We start from the raw sequence: 16,156 nt of genomic DNA, 5'->3' as shown, positions 1-16,156 counted from the left end.
CCCCCACCACGAGGTTCACCATGCTCCGCAATTACAAGGTGCTGAAGGGTACGGCTTCGGCGCTCGCCCTTGATGACGACAACGATCCGCATATCGAAATCCGCATCGAGGCCGGCGGCGTGAGCTATCGCATTGCCATGAACGTGCGCTCGAAGGAATCGCCGCATGACTTGCTCTACGCCAATGTCATGGATTTCCAGCACGCGGAACTGACCGCAGAACTCGCCGCCCTGCCGATGGGCCTGACCGATATCAGAAGCGACCGAAAGGACTCGGCGATCGACTATGTCCGCGGCGGCATGATCGAGCGCGAGGATATGAATGTCGCCCCGTTCCAGCTCGACGGACCAAAGAACGACCTGCGCGATTTCATCGAACCGATCGTGCAGGAAGGCATTGCCGACAAGTCCATCCATTTCTACGCCTTCGGCGAAGCCTGGGGGCCGGAAAACAACAAACCAGATGAATATTTCGGTTTCGAGCCCGGCAACGGCATTCACGACATCCATATGAATCAGGGTGACAGCGGCAGTTTCAGTGAAACCAGCGGCCCCAATCAGGACGGCGCGCTGCTGATCCACTTCTCGGACGAAGACCATTGGGCAGCAATCTTCCTCGGTTTCCAGTCGCAGAACTGGAACACCGACGCCAACACCGGCCGTCCCGTCGGCGACAACAGGGGCGGTCAGGGCCGCGGCGAAGGCACCCGCCGTCCGCAGCCGATCGTCGCTTCGTCGTTGCGCATCGTTGCTGCCATGATCAATCCGGTGAACCATCCCGACGGCACGGAGGATGAGACGGTGACGCTCGTCAACCGCTCCGACGTTGCGGCATCGATCGAAGGCTGGGCGCTGGAAGATGGCGAAGGCCGCCGTCAGAAGCTTTCAGGTTCGCTCGCTCCAGGCGAATTCCGCACCATAAAGCTTGATCCCGAAAATGGCGGCCCGCAGCTCGCCAATAAGGGCGGCGACATCATCCTCACCAATGCCGATGGCGCGGTCGCCGATCGTGTCGGCTACGGCAAGAGCGAAACCGCCAATGAAGGCTGGACGACGATCTTCTGATCGCCGCCCATTCCTGAATTATATCAGCCGATCTCGCTGGCGATCAGCTTGCCGAGACGGCTGATACCCTCGTCGATCATTTTCTCGTTGGCGCAGGAGAAGCTGACACGGAACGTGTTGGCGCCCGAACCATCGGCAAAGAAGGCCTTGCCCGGAACGAAGGCCACCTTGGCGCTTTCGAGAGACTTGGCAAGCAGCTCGGCACCGTCCATGCCCTTGGGCAACGTGACCCAGATGAACATACCGCCTTCCGGCTTTGTCCAACTCGTGCCCTCAGGCATATACTTTTCGAGGGCGGCCAGCATGCAATTGCGGCGATGGCTGTAAGCGGCCCTGATCTTGGCGACCTGCGCATCAAAACCGCGCTCGGCAACCTCCGAAATCGCCATCTGGTTAATGGTCGAGGAATGCAGGTCGGCCGCCTGCTTCATCAGCACCAGCTTGCGGATAACGGGCGCATTGGCAACGATGAAGCCGACGCGAAGGCCGGGCGCCAGTGTCTTGGAGAAGCTGCCGCAATAGATCGTGCGCGTATCATTGATATCGCCCTTCTCAGCGATCTCCAGCGCCAGGATCGGCGGGATCGGATCGCCATCGTAGCGCAGCGACTGGTAGGCGGCATCCTCGATGACGGCAATGTCGAGTTCATCGGCAAGCTTCAGGAGCTTCTCGCGGCCATCGCGGTTGACGGTCTCGCCGGTCGGGTTGGAGAAATCGGCCGAAAGATAGGCAAACTTCACCTTGCCGCCCTTCTGCGCCGCAGCCTCGCGATAGGAGTCCGGCGTGCGGTTACCGCCGGGCGTCAGTTGATCGTAGGAGGGCTCATAGGCATTGAAGGCCTGCAGCGCGCCTAGATAGGTCGGCCAGGTAACGAGCGCCGTATCATTGGGCGAGAGAAACAGCTTGCCGAGATAATCGAGGCCCTGCTGCGAACCGGAAACGATGAAGACATTGTCGAGCCCGCAGGGAATGCCGAGCTCCGCCATCTGCTTGACGAGCCACTCGCGCAGCGGCTTGTAGCCTTCGGAAACCGAATATTGCAGGGCGGAGTTCACGGCCGAACTGTCGAAAATATCCGCATAGGCCTGCTTGAATTCCTTGTCCGGAAACAGCGCCGGGTCCGGAATGCCGCCGGCGAAGGAGATGATGTCAGGCCGGTCGAGAAGTTTCAGAAGCTCGCGGATTTCCGAAGCGCGCATCCGTGACGAGCGCGTCGCAAACATTGCGTCCCAGTTCAGCATGGGGTTTCCTCGTATTTTTTATAATATCAGCAGCTCAACACGCAGCGGAATTTATGTCAACAATGCTGACCTATTTTCTTGTCACTGTGACAAGATTGAGCTCTTATAATTGAAAGCCTTGGGGCCGATTGGGCTGACATCAGAGATTTCATCCAACCGGACCGAATGACCTGCCTCGTTTCGTGAAGGTTCGCCACATCAAGCGATTATTCCTCTGATCAAAAAGCCGAAACCGGCCGATTCAGACCTTTCCAAAACCAGCCCGGCGGCAGTAGTGTGCGCGCCATTATTCAATGGACTATCAAGGTGCCAGCAATGACCGCGACGTCGACCTCTCCCGAAATCAAAATCGAATTCCACAAGTCTCCCGTTTCCGACGCCGACCGCATCAAGGCACTGGAGGCACCCGGCTTCGGCAAGGTCTTCACCGATCACATGGTTTTGGCACGCTGGACTGCCGACAAAGGCTGGCACGATGCGAAGGTTACTCCGAGACGTCCTCTGGAGCTCGATCCTGCGAGCGCCGTGCTGCACTACGCCCAGGAAATCTTCGAAGGCATGAAAGCCTACAAGGCGGATGACGGCCGGATCCTGCTTTTCCGGCCTGAAGAGAACGCCCGCCGCTTCGCGCAGTCGGCAGCCCGCATGGCAATGCCGGCTGTGCCGGAAGAACTCTTCCTGAAGGCGGTCGAAGAACTGGTCCGCGTTGACAAGGCCTGGATACCCTCAGGCGACGCCAGCCTCTACCTTCGCCCCTTCATGTTCGCCAACGAAGCGTTCCTCGGCGTTCGTCCGGCTCAGGAATATATCTTCTGCATCATCGCCTCCCCGGTCGGCGCCTATTTCAAGGGCGGCGCGAAGGCCGTCTCGCTCTGGGTCGAAACCACCTATACCCGCGCAGCCGCCGGCGGCACGGGTGCTGCAAAATGCGGCGGCAACTATGCAGCGAGCCTCGTCGCACAGGCCGAAGCCGCCAAGAAGGATTGCGACCAGGTCGTCTTCCTTGATGCGGCCGAACATCGCTGGGTCGAAGAACTCGGCGGCATGAACGTCTTCTTCGTCATGAATGACGGAACGGTCGTCACCCCGCCGCTCGGCGGCACGATCCTGCCCGGTATCACCCGCGCCTCGGTCATCGTGCTGGCTGAAGAAAAGGGCCTGCGCGTCGAGCAGCGCCCCTACTCCTTCCAGGAATGGCAGGCCGATGCGGCAAGCGGCAAACTCGTCGAAGCCTTCGCCTGCGGCACGGCCGCGGTGCTGGCCGGCATCGGTCTGGTTCGCCATGCCGACGGCGAGTTCAAAATCGGAGACGGCCAGACCGGCAAGCTGACCACGGACCTGCGCCAGCAGCTCGTCAGCCTGCAGAAGGGCGTCACGAACGACGAGCGAGGCTGGACGCGCCGGGTTCTCTGAACTCCGGATACAGGGAACGCTGCGGCGTTCCCGACCGATTTTTCGATAAAATGACACGTCTAAACCGGGCTTACAGCCCGGTTTTTTATTGCTGAAAGCGGCTCCCTATTGACGTAGCAAACCAAATTCTTACTATCTAATCATCGATAGAGGAAAGGTAAGAATGGCAACCGCAACTCTCTCCGCCAAGTTCCAGATCTCCATTCCGAAGGAAGTGCGCGAACAGCAGCACTGGTCCGCAGGCCAGGAATTCGTCTTTATCCCGAAGGGCAAAGGTGTCCTGCTCATCCCCATTCCCGAACTCGCCGATCTCAAGGGCATGGCCAAAGGCGCCGACCCCACCAACTATCGCGACAGGAAAGACCGGTTCTGATGCGCGTCGTCGACAGCTCGGCTTGGATCGAATGGCTGACACAAGGCCCGGCAGCAGACCGCCTGCAGGGCGAAATGCCCATGCGCACAGAATGTATCGTCCCGACTATCGTCCAACTCGAACTCGCCAAATGGCTGGAGCGCGAACGTGGTGAGGACGCCGTCGATTCATTCTTCGCCTATACAGCCACCTGCATCATTGTGCCCCTCGATACAACGCTCGCTCGCCGCGCCGCCGAAGTGTCGGCCAGACGTAAACTCGCGCTCGCCGATGCGATCATCTATACCACAGCCGAATTGCACGATGCGGACGTCCTGACACTGGACGCGCATTTCAAAAACCTGGACCGCGTGGTTTATATCGAGAAGAACTCGTGATCATGTTTTTTGATCGCCGGACTCTCGCGGCGATTAGAACGCTTGCTTCTATCGGCGCCGGCCTTCGCCGTATCCTTCACAAACGGCATGTCGCCTTCTATCGCATAGAACCGGAAGGCGTGCTCATCCTTGATATTATCGGAGCTGACCAACTCCCCGAAAAACATCTTCAACCCGACCAATAATCGAGATCGATACCCATGACTCGCCGAGATGACACATCCGCTTTTTACGACGACAACGCCGAGACTTACGCCACCCGCGATCGCAAGCCGAAGGCCACAAGGCTCGATGCCTTCCTAGCCGCCCTCCCCGAACAGGCACGCATCCTGGAACTTGGCTGCGGTGGTGGACAGGACTGCGCCTACATGCTGTCCAAGGGCTTCGACGTCACTCCGACGGATGGCTCGGCTAAGCTTGCCCGGCAGGCCGAGAAGCTGGTCGGCAGGCCGGTGAAGGTCATGCGCTTCGAAGATCTCTCGGCCAGCGAGGAATTCGGTGGCGTCTGGGCGGAGGCGAGCCTCCTGCATGTGCCTCGCGCAGATCTCCCCAGCATCCTCACCCTCATCCGCAACGCCCTGAAGCAGCAGGGCGTCTTCCACGCGAGCTTCAAGGCCGGTACCACCGAAGGCCATGACAGCTTCGGTCGCTATTACAACTATCCTTCGAGCGAATGGCTGCAGGAGTTGCTCGTTGCCGGAGGCTGGAGGGATATCGCGATCAATGAAGCCGATGGCGGCGGCTACGACAACAAGCCGACCCGCTGGCTGTATCTCAGCGCCAGTAAATGAAAAGGCCGGAACTTTCGTCCCGGCCTCTCATAATCACAATCTTGGAACCGCTTAGTTGACCGACTTGTCGACCAGCTTGTTCTTGCCGATCCAGGGCATCATGGCGCGCAGCTTCGTGCCCACTTCTTCGATCTGATGGCTGTCGTTCAGGCGGCGGATGCCCTTGAAGCGCGAGCCGCCGGCGCGGTATTCCTGCATCCACTCGGAGGTGAACTTACCGGTCTGGATGTCCTTGAGGACGCGCTTCATCTCAGCCTTGGTCTCGTCGGTGATGATGCGCGGACCTGTGACATATTCGCCCCACTCGGCCGTGTTGGAGATCGAGTAGTTCATGTTGGCGATGCCGCCTTCATAGATCAGGTCGACGATCAGCTTCACTTCGTGCAGGCACTCGAAATAGGCCATTTCCGGAGCGTAACCGGCTTCGGTGAGCGTTTCGAAACCGGCGCGGATGAGCTCGACGAGACCGCCGCAGAGAACGACCTGTTCGCCGAAGAGGTCGGTTTCGCACTCTTCGCGGAAGTTGGTTTCGATAATGCCCGAACGGCCGCCGCCGACGCCGCAGGCGTAGGAGAGAGCGAGTTCAAGCGCGTTGCCGGACGCGTTCTGGTGAACGGCGACGAGGCAGGGAACGCCGCCGCCCTTCTGGTATTCGCCGCGAACCGTGTGACCCGGACCCTTCGGGGCGATCATGACGACGTCGACCGAAGCCTTTGGCTCGATGAGGCCGAAATGAACGTTGAGGCCATGTGCGAACGCGATGGCTGCGCCGTCGCGAATGTTCGGAGCGATGTCGGCCTTGTAGATATCGGCCTGCAATTCGTCCGGGGTTGCCATCATCATCAGGTCGGCCCAGGCGGCAGCTTCGGCAACCGTCATGACCTTGAAGCCGTCGGCTTCGGCCTTCTTGACGGTCGGCGAACCAGCCTTGAGCGCGATGACGACGTTCTGGGCGCCGGAATCCTTGAGGTTCAGCGCATGGGCGCGACCCTGCGAACCATAGCCGATGACGGCGACCTTCTTCGACTTGATGAGGTTGAGATCGGCATCACGATCGTAATAGACGCGCATTGAAATTCCTTCCCTTTTGCTTGTCTTGTTGACTGTCAGTAAAGCGGTCAGCCGAGGATCGGCATCTCCGCCAGAACTTTCTCCGTGCCGTAGAGGCGCAGGAAGGCTGTGACCGCCTTCTCCGCCTGACGTGCAGTATCCTTGAGCCCCGGTTCTCCGAGCAGCATGCGCACATGCAAATCGGAAACGATGAGGCCGTAAAGCGTATGATAGGCCTCATCGGCATCCATAAAACGCAGCAGCCCTGCCCTTTTTCCCGCATCGATCAGCGCCATGGCACGGCGGTCGATCTGCCGGCGGCCGCGTTCGAGCAAGAGCTTGCCGAGCTTGGAACCGTCGCGATGCGCCTCATGTGCGCTGGCATGGCCGATCGCCAGCCGGTTGAGCGCCAGCGACACGTCGCCGGCCAGAACCTCCAGGAGGTCGCGGGCGAAGATGACGAGATGGTCGTGCAGGCTCGTATAGGTCAGCCGCTCGCCGCTGCGCTCGAAGGTGCGCACCTTGCTCGCCTGATAGGCGATCATCGCAGATAGCAGACCGTCCCGGTCGCCGAACCACTTGTAGAGGCTTTCCTTGGAGCAGTTGGCGGCGCGCGCCACACCCGAGGTCGTCAGCGCCTTCTCCCCGCCATCGACGAGAAGCTGCAGCGCCTGCTCCAGAACGGCGTTCTGGCGTGGCGAAAACTCGCTCGGCTCTGCGACATCGACTGACACGGTTTCAACTCCCCAGTTACGTACCGTACGGTACGGTTCGTAGCGTTTATGCGCCAGATCGTAGGCTCCCGTCAAGAACCGTCAGGAGATTTTTTCGTATCATATGAAACAGTGGAATTCGGCTGTTCGAAGGCAGACAAATCGCCGAGCATCGAAGCCCAAGGAGAATCGCCCGTGAAAACAATAGCCCTCACCGCCGCCCTGTCGCTTAGCCTCGCTCTCCCGGCCTTTGCCGCCGAGACGCGCTGCGGCTGGATCCAGAACCCTACGCCTGCCAACTGGTGGCTGGACGATGCGGAAAACACCTGGACGATCATGACGCAGGGGAGCGATGACGAGCCCGAAGGCATGGATCTCATCCCCGACATTTCAGAGCACGACTATGTGCGCACCAACGGCAATTACGGCTATGCCTGCGCTTGCATGAGTGTCGAGACCGATGGCAAGGAACACATCACGCGCATCCTCTCCTTCCGCCAGCTGAAGCTCGCGAAATGCCGCAACGACAAGGCACTGAAATTTCCGGGCTGAGCTTATTCCGCTGCGACAGCATCCCGCGCGCCATCGACATCGCGTGCGGGCGACGCGCCGTAGAGGCGGCTGTACTCGCGGCTGAACTGCGACGGGCTCTGATAGCCGACCTGATGGCCGGCAGTCCCTGCATCCAGCCGCTCCACCAGCATCAGCCGGCGCGCCTCATGCAGGCGAAGCTGCTTCTGATATTGCATCGGCGTCATCGCCGTCACCGATTTGAAGTGGTGATGAAAGGAGGATGCGCTCATGCTGACATGGTCGGCCAGTTCCTCGATGCGCAGCGGCCGGGCGAAATTCTCCTTCAGCCAGGCGACGGCGCGCGCGATCCTGTTGCTGTGGCTGTCGGCCGTGGCGATGTTGATCAGCCGCTCGCCATCCGGCCCGGTCAGGATCCGATAGAGGATTTCCTGTTCGATCAGCGGCGCCATGGCCGGAATGTCGTCTGGACGATCGAGCAAGCGTAAGAGGCGCACGGCAGCGTCCAGAAGCTCCGGCGGTGCGACGTTGACGGTCATGCCGCGCTGCCCGTCCGTATGGGCGGCCGGGCGCGGAATATCGATGCGGCTCAAGAGTTCGAGCAGCTTTTCGGAGTCGATCGCGAGCCCCAGACAGAGATGCGGCACCTCGGGGCTCGCCTCGGCGATACGCCATGCGACCGGCAGATCGAGCGAGGTCAGAAGATAGTCCCCGGTTCCGTAGCTGATGAACTCATTGCCAAGACGAAGGCTCTTGGCGCCCTGCAGCACAAAGGCGAAACAGGGTTTGTAGCTGCTGTGCAGCGGATCGCTCGGATTGGAGCGACGGCTGATGTGAAGATTGCCGATCGCAGTCCGGAACTCGCCATCATCAGGCGCAAAGCGCATCGCGATATCGACGATTTCCTGATAGGGATTGAAGGGCAATGTCATGCGGCAACTCTTTCTGTGCGACGCCGGGGATACCGCTTCTATCTAGGCCGCCTTTTTCATTTCGCAAACAGGTGGCCCGCTCACTTTTGCAGGATCGTGCAAAAAGCTGAGAGTATCGCTCTAACGCCTTGGCACAGTTCGGCGCAATAGTCCGACCATCCTCTTACCCACCCCTCCAAAAACGAAAAAGGATGGTTCCCATGCCTATCGCAAGAGGCTACGCCGCGACTGACGCTTCCAAGCCGCTGACCCCCTTCACCTTCGAACGCCGTAATCCGAACCCGGATGATGTCGTGATCGCGATCAAGTTTGCCGGCATCTGCCATTCGGATATCCACACTGTCCGCAATGAATGGAAGAATGCCGTTTATCCGATCGTACCGGGCCATGAGATCGCCGGCATCGTCACGGCTGTCGGTTCCGAAGTGACCAAGTTCAAAGTCGGCGACCGCGTCGGCGTCGGCTGCTTCGTCGATTCCTGCGTCGGCTGCGCCACCCGCGATCTCGATCGTGAACAGTATATGCCGGGCCTCGTCGGCACCTACAACGAGTTCGAAGCCGACGGCAAAACCCGCACCCAGGGCGGCTATTCCGACTCGATCGTCGTCAAGGAAGGCTATGTCATGTCCATCCCGGACAACCTCCCGCTCGATGCCTCCGCACCGCTGCTCTGCGCCGGCATCACGCTCTATTCGCCGCTGCGCCACTGGAAGGCCGGCCCCGGCAAGAAGGTTGCGATCGTCGGCATGGGTGGTCTCGGCCATATGGGCGTCAAGCTCGGTGCAGCCATGGGCGCTGATATCACCGTGCTCTCCCAGACGCTGTCCAAGAAGGAAGACGGCCTGAAGCTCGGCGCCAAGGAATATTACGCCACCAACGATCCGGAAACCTTCACGAAGCTCCGTGGCGCCTTCGACCTCGTCATCTGCACCGTCAGCGCCGAGATCGACTGGAACGCCTATCTCGGTCTCGTCAAGGTTGACGGCGCCTTCGTTGTCGTCGGCGTTCCCGAAAACGCGATCCCGGTCCACGCCTTCTCGCTGGTCCCCGGCCGCAAGAGCATTTCCGGCTCGATGATCGGCTCGATCAAGGAAACCCAGGAAATGCTCGACTTCTGCGGCAAGCACAACATCGTTTCCGAGATCGAGAAGATCAACATCCAGCAGGTCAACGAAGCCTATGAGCGGGTGCTGAAGAGCGACGTGCGCTACCGCTTCGTCATCGACATCGCCTCGCTGGCAGCCTGATGAAATGAAAAGGGCGGCTCCGGAAGCCGCCCTTAGACTGCTGAGCCCGCATCCGCACTTTCGTCATGCTCGGGCTTGTCCCGAGCATCTGCGACGTAGCGGATCCTCGGGACAAGCCCGAGGATGACGCCGAGCAAGCAGCAGACGCTCGTCAATAAACTGATGTCAGCGTCAAAACTGCCCTTTTCCTGCCGGCACCCTCACAAGACGTGAAAGCAAAATACCTCTCCCTACCCGTCGTCGCGCATCGTCTCGCGCTGGGTGATCAGCCGGGCGCTGTGCTGGCCGCTAAGATAAATCCACAGCCAGTTCCAGGCGACGGTAAAGCGCGAGCGCGTGCCGATCAGGAAGTAGATATGCGCAAGACCCCAGATCCACCAGGCGAGCCAGCCCTTGAGCTTGAAGCGGCCGAAATCGATGATGGCAGCACTCTTGCCGATCGTCGCCAGGCTGCCCTGATGCCAGTATTTGAACGGCGCCGGCGCAGGCTTGCCGGATATGCGGGCGCGAATGACCTTCGCCACATAGCCGCCCTGCTGCTTGGCGGCCGGCGCAATGCCCGGCACCGGCTTGCCGTTTTCCCTGATGACGGAGGCCGTATCGCCGATCACGAAGACATCGGGCAGGCCTGGTGCGGTCAGATCCTTCTCGACGATAGCGCGCCCTGCCCGGTCGGCCGGCACGCCAAGCCAGCGCGCCGCATGCGAGGCCTGCACGCCCGCCGCCCAGACGATCGTCCGGCTCGGAATGAAGTTCTCGCCAACAGTCACGCCATCAGCCGTGCACTGCGTCACCGGCGTTCCCCTCAGCACCTCGACGCCGAGCTTTTCCAGTGCCTTCTGCGCATAGGCCGAAAGCTCCTCGGCAAAGGCCGGCAGCACACGCGGACCGGCCTCGATCAGCACGACGCGGGTCTTGCGCGTGTCGATCTTGCGGAATTCCTTCGGCAGCGTGAAATGCGCAAGCTCGGCAATGATACCGGCAAGCTCGACACCCGTCGGGCCTGCGCCGACGATGGAAAAGGTCAAAAGCGCGTCGCGTGCGGCCGGATCGCTTTCCACTTCCGCTCGCTCGAAGGCGAGCAGCACGCGGCGGCGGATCGTCGTCGCATCCTCCAGCGTCTTCAGGCCAGGTGCCACCGGCTCCCATTCGTCGTGACCGAAATAGGCATGCGTGGCGCCGGTGGCGAGCACCAGCGTATCGTAGTTCAGCACCATGCCGCTGCGCAGCGAAACGCTCTTTGCCTTGACATCGACGCCATTGACCTCGCCGAGCAGCGTCGTCACCTCGGGCCGGTCGGCGTAGAGATGGCGGATCGGCCAGGCGATCTCCGAGGTGGATAGGATTGTCGTTGCCACTTGATAAAGCAGCGGCTGGAAGAGATGGTGGTTGCGCCGGTCGATGAGCGTGATCTTCGCACCCGCACCCTTCAATCCGTTGACGAGCTGCAGCCCGCCGAAGCCGCCGCCGACAACGACGACATGATGTTCGCTCATGACCCTACCCTTTCGTCATTGCGCTGCAACAAATGTCGCCTTTCGAACGAAGGATTCAACCGCCGTTTCGGCATATCTCCCCACAACGTCAGGCATAGGAGACGGGTATGGACGTACCATGTTTCAACAGTTCCATCGAGATCGAAGCCGACACGTCGAAAAGCTCGATTCTGCGCACGATCCGTTTGTAGATGACATCGTAATGCTCCACGCGCGGCAGTACGATCTTGAGGATGTAATCATAATTGCCCGTCAGCCGGTGCGCCTCGACAATCTCGGGAATGTCACTGATCGCCCGCCGGAAGCTCTCCGTCCACTCGTCGGAGTGATGTGCCGTCTTGATGAGCGCAAACAGCGTCGTCGGCACGCCCATCCGCTCCCGGTCGAGCACGACGATGCGCCGCGCGATATAACCGCTCTCCTCCAGCCGCTGGATGCGCCGTGAGCAGGCCGAGACCGAAAGCGCCACGCGTTCTGCAAGATCGGTCACGGAGATGCTCGCATCATTCTGCAGGATATCGAGAATCCGCCTGTCGCGATCGTCGATCATGATGAACCTACGCTGGAATTTTGCAGGAAACTGAAAAATGACACAAAAGTTTAGCACAGAACAATGCCAAAGCACAAACAACGCAAACACACCGCGCCCGATTTGCCGCATCATCAACGCATCCTAAAACACCAGAGGGAGCGACCATCCATGAAAACAATCGGCCTGATCGGCGGCATGAGCTTTGAAAGTTCCGCAGTCTATTACCGCCTCATCAACGAGATGGTGCGCGAGCGCCTGGGCGGACTGGCCTCCGCCGAGCTCGTTCTGCATTCAGTGAATTTCGAGGAGATCGTTGCCCTGCAGAAGGCCGGCGCCTGGGATATGGCTGCCTCCCGCCTCGGCGATGTTGCGTTGCGCCTGCAGATTGCCGGAGCCGATTGCGTGCTCATCTGCACCAACACCATGCATCTGATCGCGCCCGAAGTTGCAACACACATCTCCGTGCCGCTGATCCACATTATCGACGAGACCGCCAAGACGATCCATGCAGCAGGCTGCAAGCGCCCGCTGCTACTCGCCACGCGCTACACGATGGAGCACGGCTTCTATACCGACCGCATGAAGAGCCTCGGTCTGGACATCGTCGTGCCTGATGCCGCCGACCGCACGACCGTCCATGACATCATCTTCAACGAGCTCTGCGCCGGCAAGGTGCTCGACAGCTCACGTGAAAAACTGATGGCCGTAATCGAACGCGCCCACGCCAAGGGCGCCGACAGCATCATCCTCGGCTGCACCGAGATCTGCCTCATCCTCGATCCCGATCATCTGCCCCTGCCCGGCTTCGACACGACGACGATCCACGCCCGCGCCGCCGTCGATTTCGCCTTCGAGGGAGAACTCCCAAACGAAGAAGAAGACGCGGCTTGAGTCATCAATTTAGTTGACTCAGTCAAATAAAAGCAGCAGGGTTTCTGTCAGGAGACCCTGCCATGACCGATATTGCCCTCATCGAATCCGCCCGCGAATTCAATCGCTTCTACACGAACTTCCTCGGCCTTCTGAACAAGGCCTATCTCGATACCTCCTTCACGCTGACGGATGCGCGCGTGCTCTTCGAGATCGGCGCCCACAATGGCGTCAATGCCGGCGCCCTCGCCCGCGACCTGCAGCTAGACCCCGCCTATCTGAGCCGCATCCTCAAGCGCTTCCGCGAGGAAGAGCTGATCGAGGCAACGCTCGATCCCGCCGATCAGCGCAGCCAGATTCTCACTGTCACCGCCAAGGGACGCGCTCAGTTCGAAGAGCTTGGCAGCCGCTCCAATGCCCAGATCGCTGCCCGCTTCGACACGCTGGCCGATGGCGAGCCGCAGGCCGCCGTTGCCGCCATGCAGACCATCCGCGCGATCCTTGACCCTCAGGCAAAACCGGCGAGCGCCATCATCCGCCCGCATCGCGCCGGTGACATCGGCTGGATCGTCCAGAGCCAGGGACGCTTCTATGCCGAGGAATATGGCTGGGACCTGCGTTTCGAAGGGCTGGTCGCCGAAGTCGCCGGAAAGTTCCTCGCCAATTTCGACCCCGAGATGGAGCATTGCTGGATCGCCGAGCGCAGCGGCATTAATCTCGGCTCGGTGCTGATCACCAATGGCGGCGACGGCATCGCCAAACTCCGCCTGCTCTATGTCGACAAGGCCGCCCGCGGCCTCGGTCTCGGCAAACAGCTTGTCGATGAGTGCATCACCTTCTCGCGCCGCAAGGGCTACAAGCAGATCTCGCTCTGGACCAACGACTTCCTCCATACTGCCCGCGCCATCTACCAAAAGGCCGGTTTCTGGCTTGTCTCCGAGGAGAGACACCGAATGTTCGGCCCTGAGGCCAATGGCCAGACGTGGGTACTCGATCTCTGATTTTGCTGCGTCGCAGAAATTTTACTTGATTTGGAAACGGTCATTCCCTAATTAGGCGCCATGACCGTTGACACCCTGACATCCGATGTGAAGACCCGCAGCCGTGGCCGCCCGCGCGAGTTCGATATGGACGCAGCCCTCGATGCTGCGCTGCGCGTCTTCTCCCAGCGCGGCTACCACGCCGCCTCGATCAGCGAACTGACCGAAGCCATGGGCCTTGCCTCAGGCAGCGTCTACAAGGCTTTCAAGGACAAGCGCGGCATCTTCCTTGCTGCCTTCAAGCGCTATCGTCAACTCGGCCGCGGCCGGCTGGAGGCGAAAATCGCATCCGTAAAGACCGGCCGCGAAAAGGTCTTCCAGATGGTCACGTATTACACCGAGCTTTCCCATGGCGAAGCTGGCCTCAAGGGCTGTCTCGTCGTCGGCGGCGCAAACGATCTCTCGCTGCTGGACGAAGAAGCGGCAGAACATGTAGCCGCCGCCTTTTCCGCCGACGAAAAGCTGATGGCCGATCTCATCCGTATCGGCCAGGCCGATGGCACCATTCCGCCGACCGTAGACCCGGATGCCACGGCCCTCACCTTCCTCTGCCTCACCAAGGGCCTGCGCGTCATCGGGAGGACGGGACGCGGCGAGAAAGAGATGATGGCTGCGGCAGAGGCCGCAATGCGGCTCGTGACTTGACGACCGAAATACCGTCATTCGGTCAGGGATCGGGTGGCGGCAGACGATTAAATTGCATTCAATCCTCCCCAATTATTGCCCTAGTGGAGTTTCTGATGAGCGTTTCAGCCACCACGCCGGATGCGGCCATGTCCCGCGCCCTATCCCCCTGGCTAACCTTCCTTTTTGCAGCTTCCTGCGGCTTCGTCGCCGCCAACCTCTATTACGGCCAGCCGCTTGCCGGCCTGATCAGCGCCGATCTCGGCTTCTCGCCCGCCGCAACCGGCCTCATCGTCACGCTGACGCAGATCGGCTACGGTCTCGGCCTTCTGCTTCTGGTGCCGCTTGCCGACCTCTTCGAAAACCGCCGTCTCATCCTGACGCTGACTGTCGGCTCGGCACTTGCCCTCATCGGCGCGGCCTTCTCCTCCACGCCATCAATGTTCCTCACGGCCTCGCTCTGCATCGGCCTTGCTTCGGTCGCAGCGCAGGTCCTCGTCCCCTTCGCCGCCAGTATGGCGCCGGATGCGACGCGCGGCCAGGTCGTCGGCAATGTCATGAGCGGCCTGCTCTGCGGCATCATGCTTGCCCGTCCCTTTGCAAGCCTCGTTGCCGAAGCCTCCTCCTGGCACATGGTCTATTACGTCACCGCTGCCGTCATGATCGCACTCGGCATTGTGCTGCGCGCCAACCTACCGGTCCGCGTTCCCCACACGAAGCTGCGTTATGGTGAACTGCTGGCCTCCATGGGCCATCTGGCGCTGAACTCACGCGTGCTGCAGCGCCGCGCCCTCTATCAGGCCGGCATGTTCGGCGCCTTCAGCCTGTTCTGGACGACGGCGCCGCTGCTGCTTGCAAGCCCCGCTTTCGGCATATCGCAGAGCGGCATCGCCCTCTTCGCGCTGGCTGGGGCCGCCGGCGCCATCGCCTCGCCGATCGCCGGCCGCCTGGCCGACCGAGGCCTGACGAAGGTCGCCTCAACACTCGCGATGCTGCTCGGCATGGGTTCCTTCCTCATCAGCCAGTTCGCCACCGACGGCTCGCTGATGGCGCTGGTGCTGTTGACGGCTGCGGCGATCCTTCTGGATTTCGGCGTGACGACCAATCTCGTCTGCGGCCAGCGCGCGATCTACGGGCTGAGCCCGGAACATCGCGGCCGCCTGAATGGTCTGTTCATGGCGACTTTCTTCACCGGCGGCGCAATCGGCTCCGCACTCGGCGGCTGGGCTTACGCAACCGGCGGCTGGACGATGGCCGCCTGGATCGGCTTCTGCTTCCCGGCGCTCGCCTTCCTGTTCTTCCTGACGGAAGGCCGTGAGAAGTAATCAAGTCCGGATCAGGCGGCTCGTCCGCCTGATCCCTCTTTTATTGTTCTGCGTCAAAGCGCAGCCGCGCGGCGCGAACCTCGTCATGGTTCGCCTCGGCCCAGTTCAGAAGCTGCGACAACGCCGTATAAAGCGACCGCCCGAGTTCGGTCATCCGGTATTCCACGCTCGGCGGCTTCGTCGGAAAAACCTCCCGCTCGATATAGCCGTCCCGCTGCAGGTCGCGCAGCGACTGGGTCAGCATGCGCTGGGAAATATCGGGGATCATTCGGCGCAACTCGCCGAAGCGATAGGGCTGCTTGGCAAGCGCCTCGAGAAGCAGCGTCGACCACTTGCCGCCGATCTGCTGCAACACGTCTCGAACCGGGCAATTGGTAAAATCCAGGCTGGCAAGATCGATCTCCCGCCGCGCACCTCCCGGCCCATCGGCCGGTCCTTTTGGTTGGCGCGCTCTGGCTTTCAGACTGACGACTGTTCCGGCCATAGATGGTTCCCTTTTGGTAACGAACTCCCGAAAAACTGCCTTCTTTACAGCCT

The 16,156-nt window shown here is 60.6% G+C and carries 18 protein-coding genes and 1 pseudogene; 12 read left to right on the top strand and 7 right to left on the bottom strand.

Going from position 1 to position 16,156, the window contains the following annotated elements:
- The first annotated feature begins 20 nt into the window (after nucleotides 1–20).
- Nucleotides 21–1,064: a DUF2278 family protein gene (locus tag FHT82_RS28440; RefSeq protein WP_183736056.1), complete on the top strand. Its 1,044-nt coding sequence runs from the start codon at nucleotides 21–23 to the stop codon at nucleotides 1,062–1,064.
- A gap of 23 nt (nucleotides 1,065–1,087) precedes the next feature.
- Here FHT82_RS28440 and FHT82_RS28435 read toward each other — a convergent pair whose 3' ends face one another.
- Nucleotides 1,088–2,305 carry a PLP-dependent aminotransferase family protein gene (locus FHT82_RS28435; protein WP_183736055.1) on the bottom strand — a complete coding sequence of 406 codons (1,218 nt, stop codon included), beginning with the start codon at nucleotides 2,303–2,305 and terminating at the stop codon, nucleotides 1,088–1,090.
- Nucleotides 2,306–2,620: 315 nt separating this feature from the next.
- On the opposite strand from FHT82_RS28435, the gene FHT82_RS28430 reads away from it, so the two are divergent.
- From FHT82_RS28430 to FHT82_RS28415, 5 genes and pseudogenes are all read left to right on the top strand, one after another.
- The gene (locus tag FHT82_RS28430; protein WP_183736054.1) at nucleotides 2,621–3,718 is read left to right on the top strand and encodes a branched-chain amino acid aminotransferase; all 1,098 of its coding nucleotides are present in this window, start codon (nucleotides 2,621–2,623) and stop codon (nucleotides 3,716–3,718) included.
- Nucleotides 3,719–3,881: 163 nt separating this feature from the next.
- The gene (locus FHT82_RS28425; RefSeq protein WP_183736053.1) at nucleotides 3,882–4,091 is read left to right on the top strand and encodes an AbrB/MazE/SpoVT family DNA-binding domain-containing protein; all 210 of its coding nucleotides are present in this window, start codon (nucleotides 3,882–3,884) and stop codon (nucleotides 4,089–4,091) included.
- Nucleotides 4,091–4,468 (top strand): type II toxin-antitoxin system VapC family toxin, encoded by a 378-nt coding sequence (locus FHT82_RS28420; protein WP_183736052.1) that lies wholly within the window; start codon nucleotides 4,091–4,093, stop codon nucleotides 4,466–4,468. Before FHT82_RS28425 ends, FHT82_RS28420 begins: the two co-directional genes overlap by 1 nt.
- Nucleotides 4,469–4,518: 50 nt before the next feature.
- Nucleotides 4,519–4,653: pseudogene (locus FHT82_RS30475) on the top strand (type II toxin-antitoxin system RelE/ParE family toxin); the annotation flags it as partial.
- Nucleotides 4,654–4,668: 15 nt separating this feature from the next.
- Nucleotides 4,669–5,259 (top strand): class I SAM-dependent methyltransferase, encoded by a 591-nt coding sequence (locus FHT82_RS28415; protein WP_183736051.1) that lies wholly within the window; start codon nucleotides 4,669–4,671, stop codon nucleotides 5,257–5,259.
- A gap of 51 nt (nucleotides 5,260–5,310) precedes the next feature.
- Here the strand turns inward: FHT82_RS28415 and ilvC are convergent, their stop codons facing one another.
- Together ilvC and FHT82_RS28405 are read right to left on the bottom strand one after the other, a co-directional pair.
- On the bottom strand, nucleotides 5,311–6,330 hold the full coding sequence (ilvC, locus tag FHT82_RS28410; protein ID WP_183736050.1) for a ketol-acid reductoisomerase: 1,020 nt from the start codon (nucleotides 6,328–6,330) through the stop codon (nucleotides 5,311–5,313).
- Between the two features lie 47 nt (nucleotides 6,331–6,377).
- Nucleotides 6,378–7,043 (bottom strand): TetR/AcrR family transcriptional regulator, encoded by a 666-nt coding sequence (locus FHT82_RS28405; RefSeq protein WP_183736049.1) that lies wholly within the window; start codon nucleotides 7,041–7,043, stop codon nucleotides 6,378–6,380.
- A 174-nt stretch (nucleotides 7,044–7,217) separates the two neighbouring features.
- Between FHT82_RS28405 and FHT82_RS28400 the strand changes: the two genes are divergently transcribed.
- Nucleotides 7,218–7,574: a DUF4087 domain-containing protein gene (locus FHT82_RS28400; RefSeq protein ID WP_348647674.1), complete on the top strand. Its 357-nt coding sequence runs from the start codon at nucleotides 7,218–7,220 to the stop codon at nucleotides 7,572–7,574.
- A gap of 2 nt (nucleotides 7,575–7,576) precedes the next feature.
- On the opposite strand, the gene FHT82_RS28395 is transcribed toward FHT82_RS28400, so the two are convergent.
- The gene (locus tag FHT82_RS28395) at nucleotides 7,577–8,485 is read right to left on the bottom strand and encodes an AraC family transcriptional regulator (protein ID WP_183736047.1); all 909 of its coding nucleotides are present in this window, start codon (nucleotides 8,483–8,485) and stop codon (nucleotides 7,577–7,579) included.
- Between the two features lie 200 nt (nucleotides 8,486–8,685).
- Between FHT82_RS28395 and FHT82_RS28390 the strand changes: the two genes are divergently transcribed.
- Nucleotides 8,686–9,732, top strand: a complete 1,047-nt coding sequence (locus FHT82_RS28390) for an NAD(P)-dependent alcohol dehydrogenase (protein WP_183736046.1) — start codon at nucleotides 8,686–8,688, stop codon at nucleotides 9,730–9,732.
- A gap of 230 nt (nucleotides 9,733–9,962) precedes the next feature.
- On the opposite strand, the gene FHT82_RS28385 is transcribed toward FHT82_RS28390, so the two are convergent.
- Both FHT82_RS28385 and FHT82_RS28380 read right to left on the bottom strand, forming a co-directional pair.
- Nucleotides 9,963–11,228 (bottom strand): NAD(P)/FAD-dependent oxidoreductase, encoded by a 1,266-nt coding sequence (locus FHT82_RS28385; protein WP_183736045.1) that lies wholly within the window; start codon nucleotides 11,226–11,228, stop codon nucleotides 9,963–9,965.
- A gap of 88 nt (nucleotides 11,229–11,316) precedes the next feature.
- Nucleotides 11,317–11,778: an Lrp/AsnC family transcriptional regulator gene (locus FHT82_RS28380; protein ID WP_183736044.1), complete on the bottom strand. Its 462-nt coding sequence runs from the start codon at nucleotides 11,776–11,778 to the stop codon at nucleotides 11,317–11,319.
- Nucleotides 11,779–11,928: 150 nt separating this feature from the next.
- On the opposite strand from FHT82_RS28380, the gene FHT82_RS28375 reads away from it, so the two are divergent.
- The 4 genes from FHT82_RS28375 to FHT82_RS28360 all read left to right on the top strand — a co-directional run bounded on the left by FHT82_RS28375 (nucleotide 11,929) and on the right by FHT82_RS28360 (nucleotide 15,619).
- Nucleotides 11,929–12,651: an aspartate/glutamate racemase family protein gene (locus tag FHT82_RS28375; protein WP_183736043.1), complete on the top strand. Its 723-nt coding sequence runs from the start codon at nucleotides 11,929–11,931 to the stop codon at nucleotides 12,649–12,651.
- Between the two features lie 62 nt (nucleotides 12,652–12,713).
- The gene (locus FHT82_RS28370; RefSeq protein ID WP_183736042.1) at nucleotides 12,714–13,631 is read left to right on the top strand and encodes a bifunctional helix-turn-helix transcriptional regulator/GNAT family N-acetyltransferase; all 918 of its coding nucleotides are present in this window, start codon (nucleotides 12,714–12,716) and stop codon (nucleotides 13,629–13,631) included.
- A 60-nt stretch (nucleotides 13,632–13,691) separates the two neighbouring features.
- On the top strand, nucleotides 13,692–14,315 hold the full coding sequence (locus FHT82_RS28365; protein WP_183736041.1) for a TetR/AcrR family transcriptional regulator: 624 nt from the start codon (nucleotides 13,692–13,694) through the stop codon (nucleotides 14,313–14,315).
- 95 nt (nucleotides 14,316–14,410) lie between these two features.
- A complete protein-coding gene (locus FHT82_RS28360) occupies nucleotides 14,411–15,619 on the top strand; it encodes an MFS transporter (protein WP_183736040.1) in 1,209 nt (402 codons plus the stop codon).
- 40 nt (nucleotides 15,620–15,659) lie between these two features.
- On the opposite strand, the gene FHT82_RS28355 is transcribed toward FHT82_RS28360, so the two are convergent.
- The gene (locus FHT82_RS28355) at nucleotides 15,660–16,103 is read right to left on the bottom strand and encodes a helix-turn-helix domain-containing protein (protein ID WP_183736039.1); all 444 of its coding nucleotides are present in this window, start codon (nucleotides 16,101–16,103) and stop codon (nucleotides 15,660–15,662) included.
- Nucleotides 16,104–16,156: the final 53 nt, after the last annotated feature.

It is taken from the genome of Rhizobium sp. BK275 (assembly GCF_014193555.1).
GTDB lineage: Bacteria > Pseudomonadota > Alphaproteobacteria > Rhizobiales > Rhizobiaceae > Rhizobium.
This window is presented reverse-complemented; position numbering and strand designations above follow the sequence as displayed.

Bases quoted from the DNA above. Each gene is read 5' to 3' on its own strand.
- FHT82_RS28440 (WP_183736056.1), top strand. From the start codon at position 21: ATGCTCCGCAATTACAAGGTGCTGAAGGGTACGGCTTCGGCGCTCGCC.
- FHT82_RS28435 (WP_183736055.1), bottom strand. From the start codon at position 2,305: ATGCTGAACTGGGACGCAATGTTTGCGACGCGCTCGTCACGGATGCGC.
- FHT82_RS28430 (WP_183736054.1), top strand. From the start codon at position 2,621: ATGACCGCGACGTCGACCTCTCCCGAAATCAAAATCGAATTCCACAAG.
- FHT82_RS28425 (WP_183736053.1), top strand. From the start codon at position 3,882: ATGGCAACCGCAACTCTCTCCGCCAAGTTCCAGATCTCCATTCCGAAG.
- FHT82_RS28420 (WP_183736052.1), top strand. From the start codon at position 4,091: ATGCGCGTCGTCGACAGCTCGGCTTGGATCGAATGGCTGACACAAGGC.
- FHT82_RS28415 (WP_183736051.1), top strand. From the start codon at position 4,669: ATGACTCGCCGAGATGACACATCCGCTTTTTACGACGACAACGCCGAG.
- ilvC (WP_183736050.1), bottom strand. From the start codon at position 6,330: ATGCGCGTCTATTACGATCGTGATGCCGATCTCAACCTCATCAAGTCG.
- FHT82_RS28395 (WP_183736047.1), bottom strand. From the start codon at position 8,485: ATGACATTGCCCTTCAATCCCTATCAGGAAATCGTCGATATCGCGATG.
- FHT82_RS28390 (WP_183736046.1), top strand. From the start codon at position 8,686: ATGCCTATCGCAAGAGGCTACGCCGCGACTGACGCTTCCAAGCCGCTG.
- FHT82_RS28385 (WP_183736045.1), bottom strand. From the start codon at position 11,228: ATGAGCGAACATCATGTCGTCGTTGTCGGCGGCGGCTTCGGCGGGCTG.
- FHT82_RS28380 (WP_183736044.1), bottom strand. From the start codon at position 11,778: ATGATCGACGATCGCGACAGGCGGATTCTCGATATCCTGCAGAATGAT.
- FHT82_RS28375 (WP_183736043.1), top strand. From the start codon at position 11,929: ATGAAAACAATCGGCCTGATCGGCGGCATGAGCTTTGAAAGTTCCGCA.
- FHT82_RS28370 (WP_183736042.1), top strand. From the start codon at position 12,714: ATGACCGATATTGCCCTCATCGAATCCGCCCGCGAATTCAATCGCTTC.
- FHT82_RS28365 (WP_183736041.1), top strand. From the start codon at position 13,692: ATGACCGTTGACACCCTGACATCCGATGTGAAGACCCGCAGCCGTGGC.
- FHT82_RS28360 (WP_183736040.1), top strand. From the start codon at position 14,411: ATGAGCGTTTCAGCCACCACGCCGGATGCGGCCATGTCCCGCGCCCTA.
- FHT82_RS28355 (WP_183736039.1), bottom strand. From the start codon at position 16,103: ATGGCCGGAACAGTCGTCAGTCTGAAAGCCAGAGCGCGCCAACCAAAA.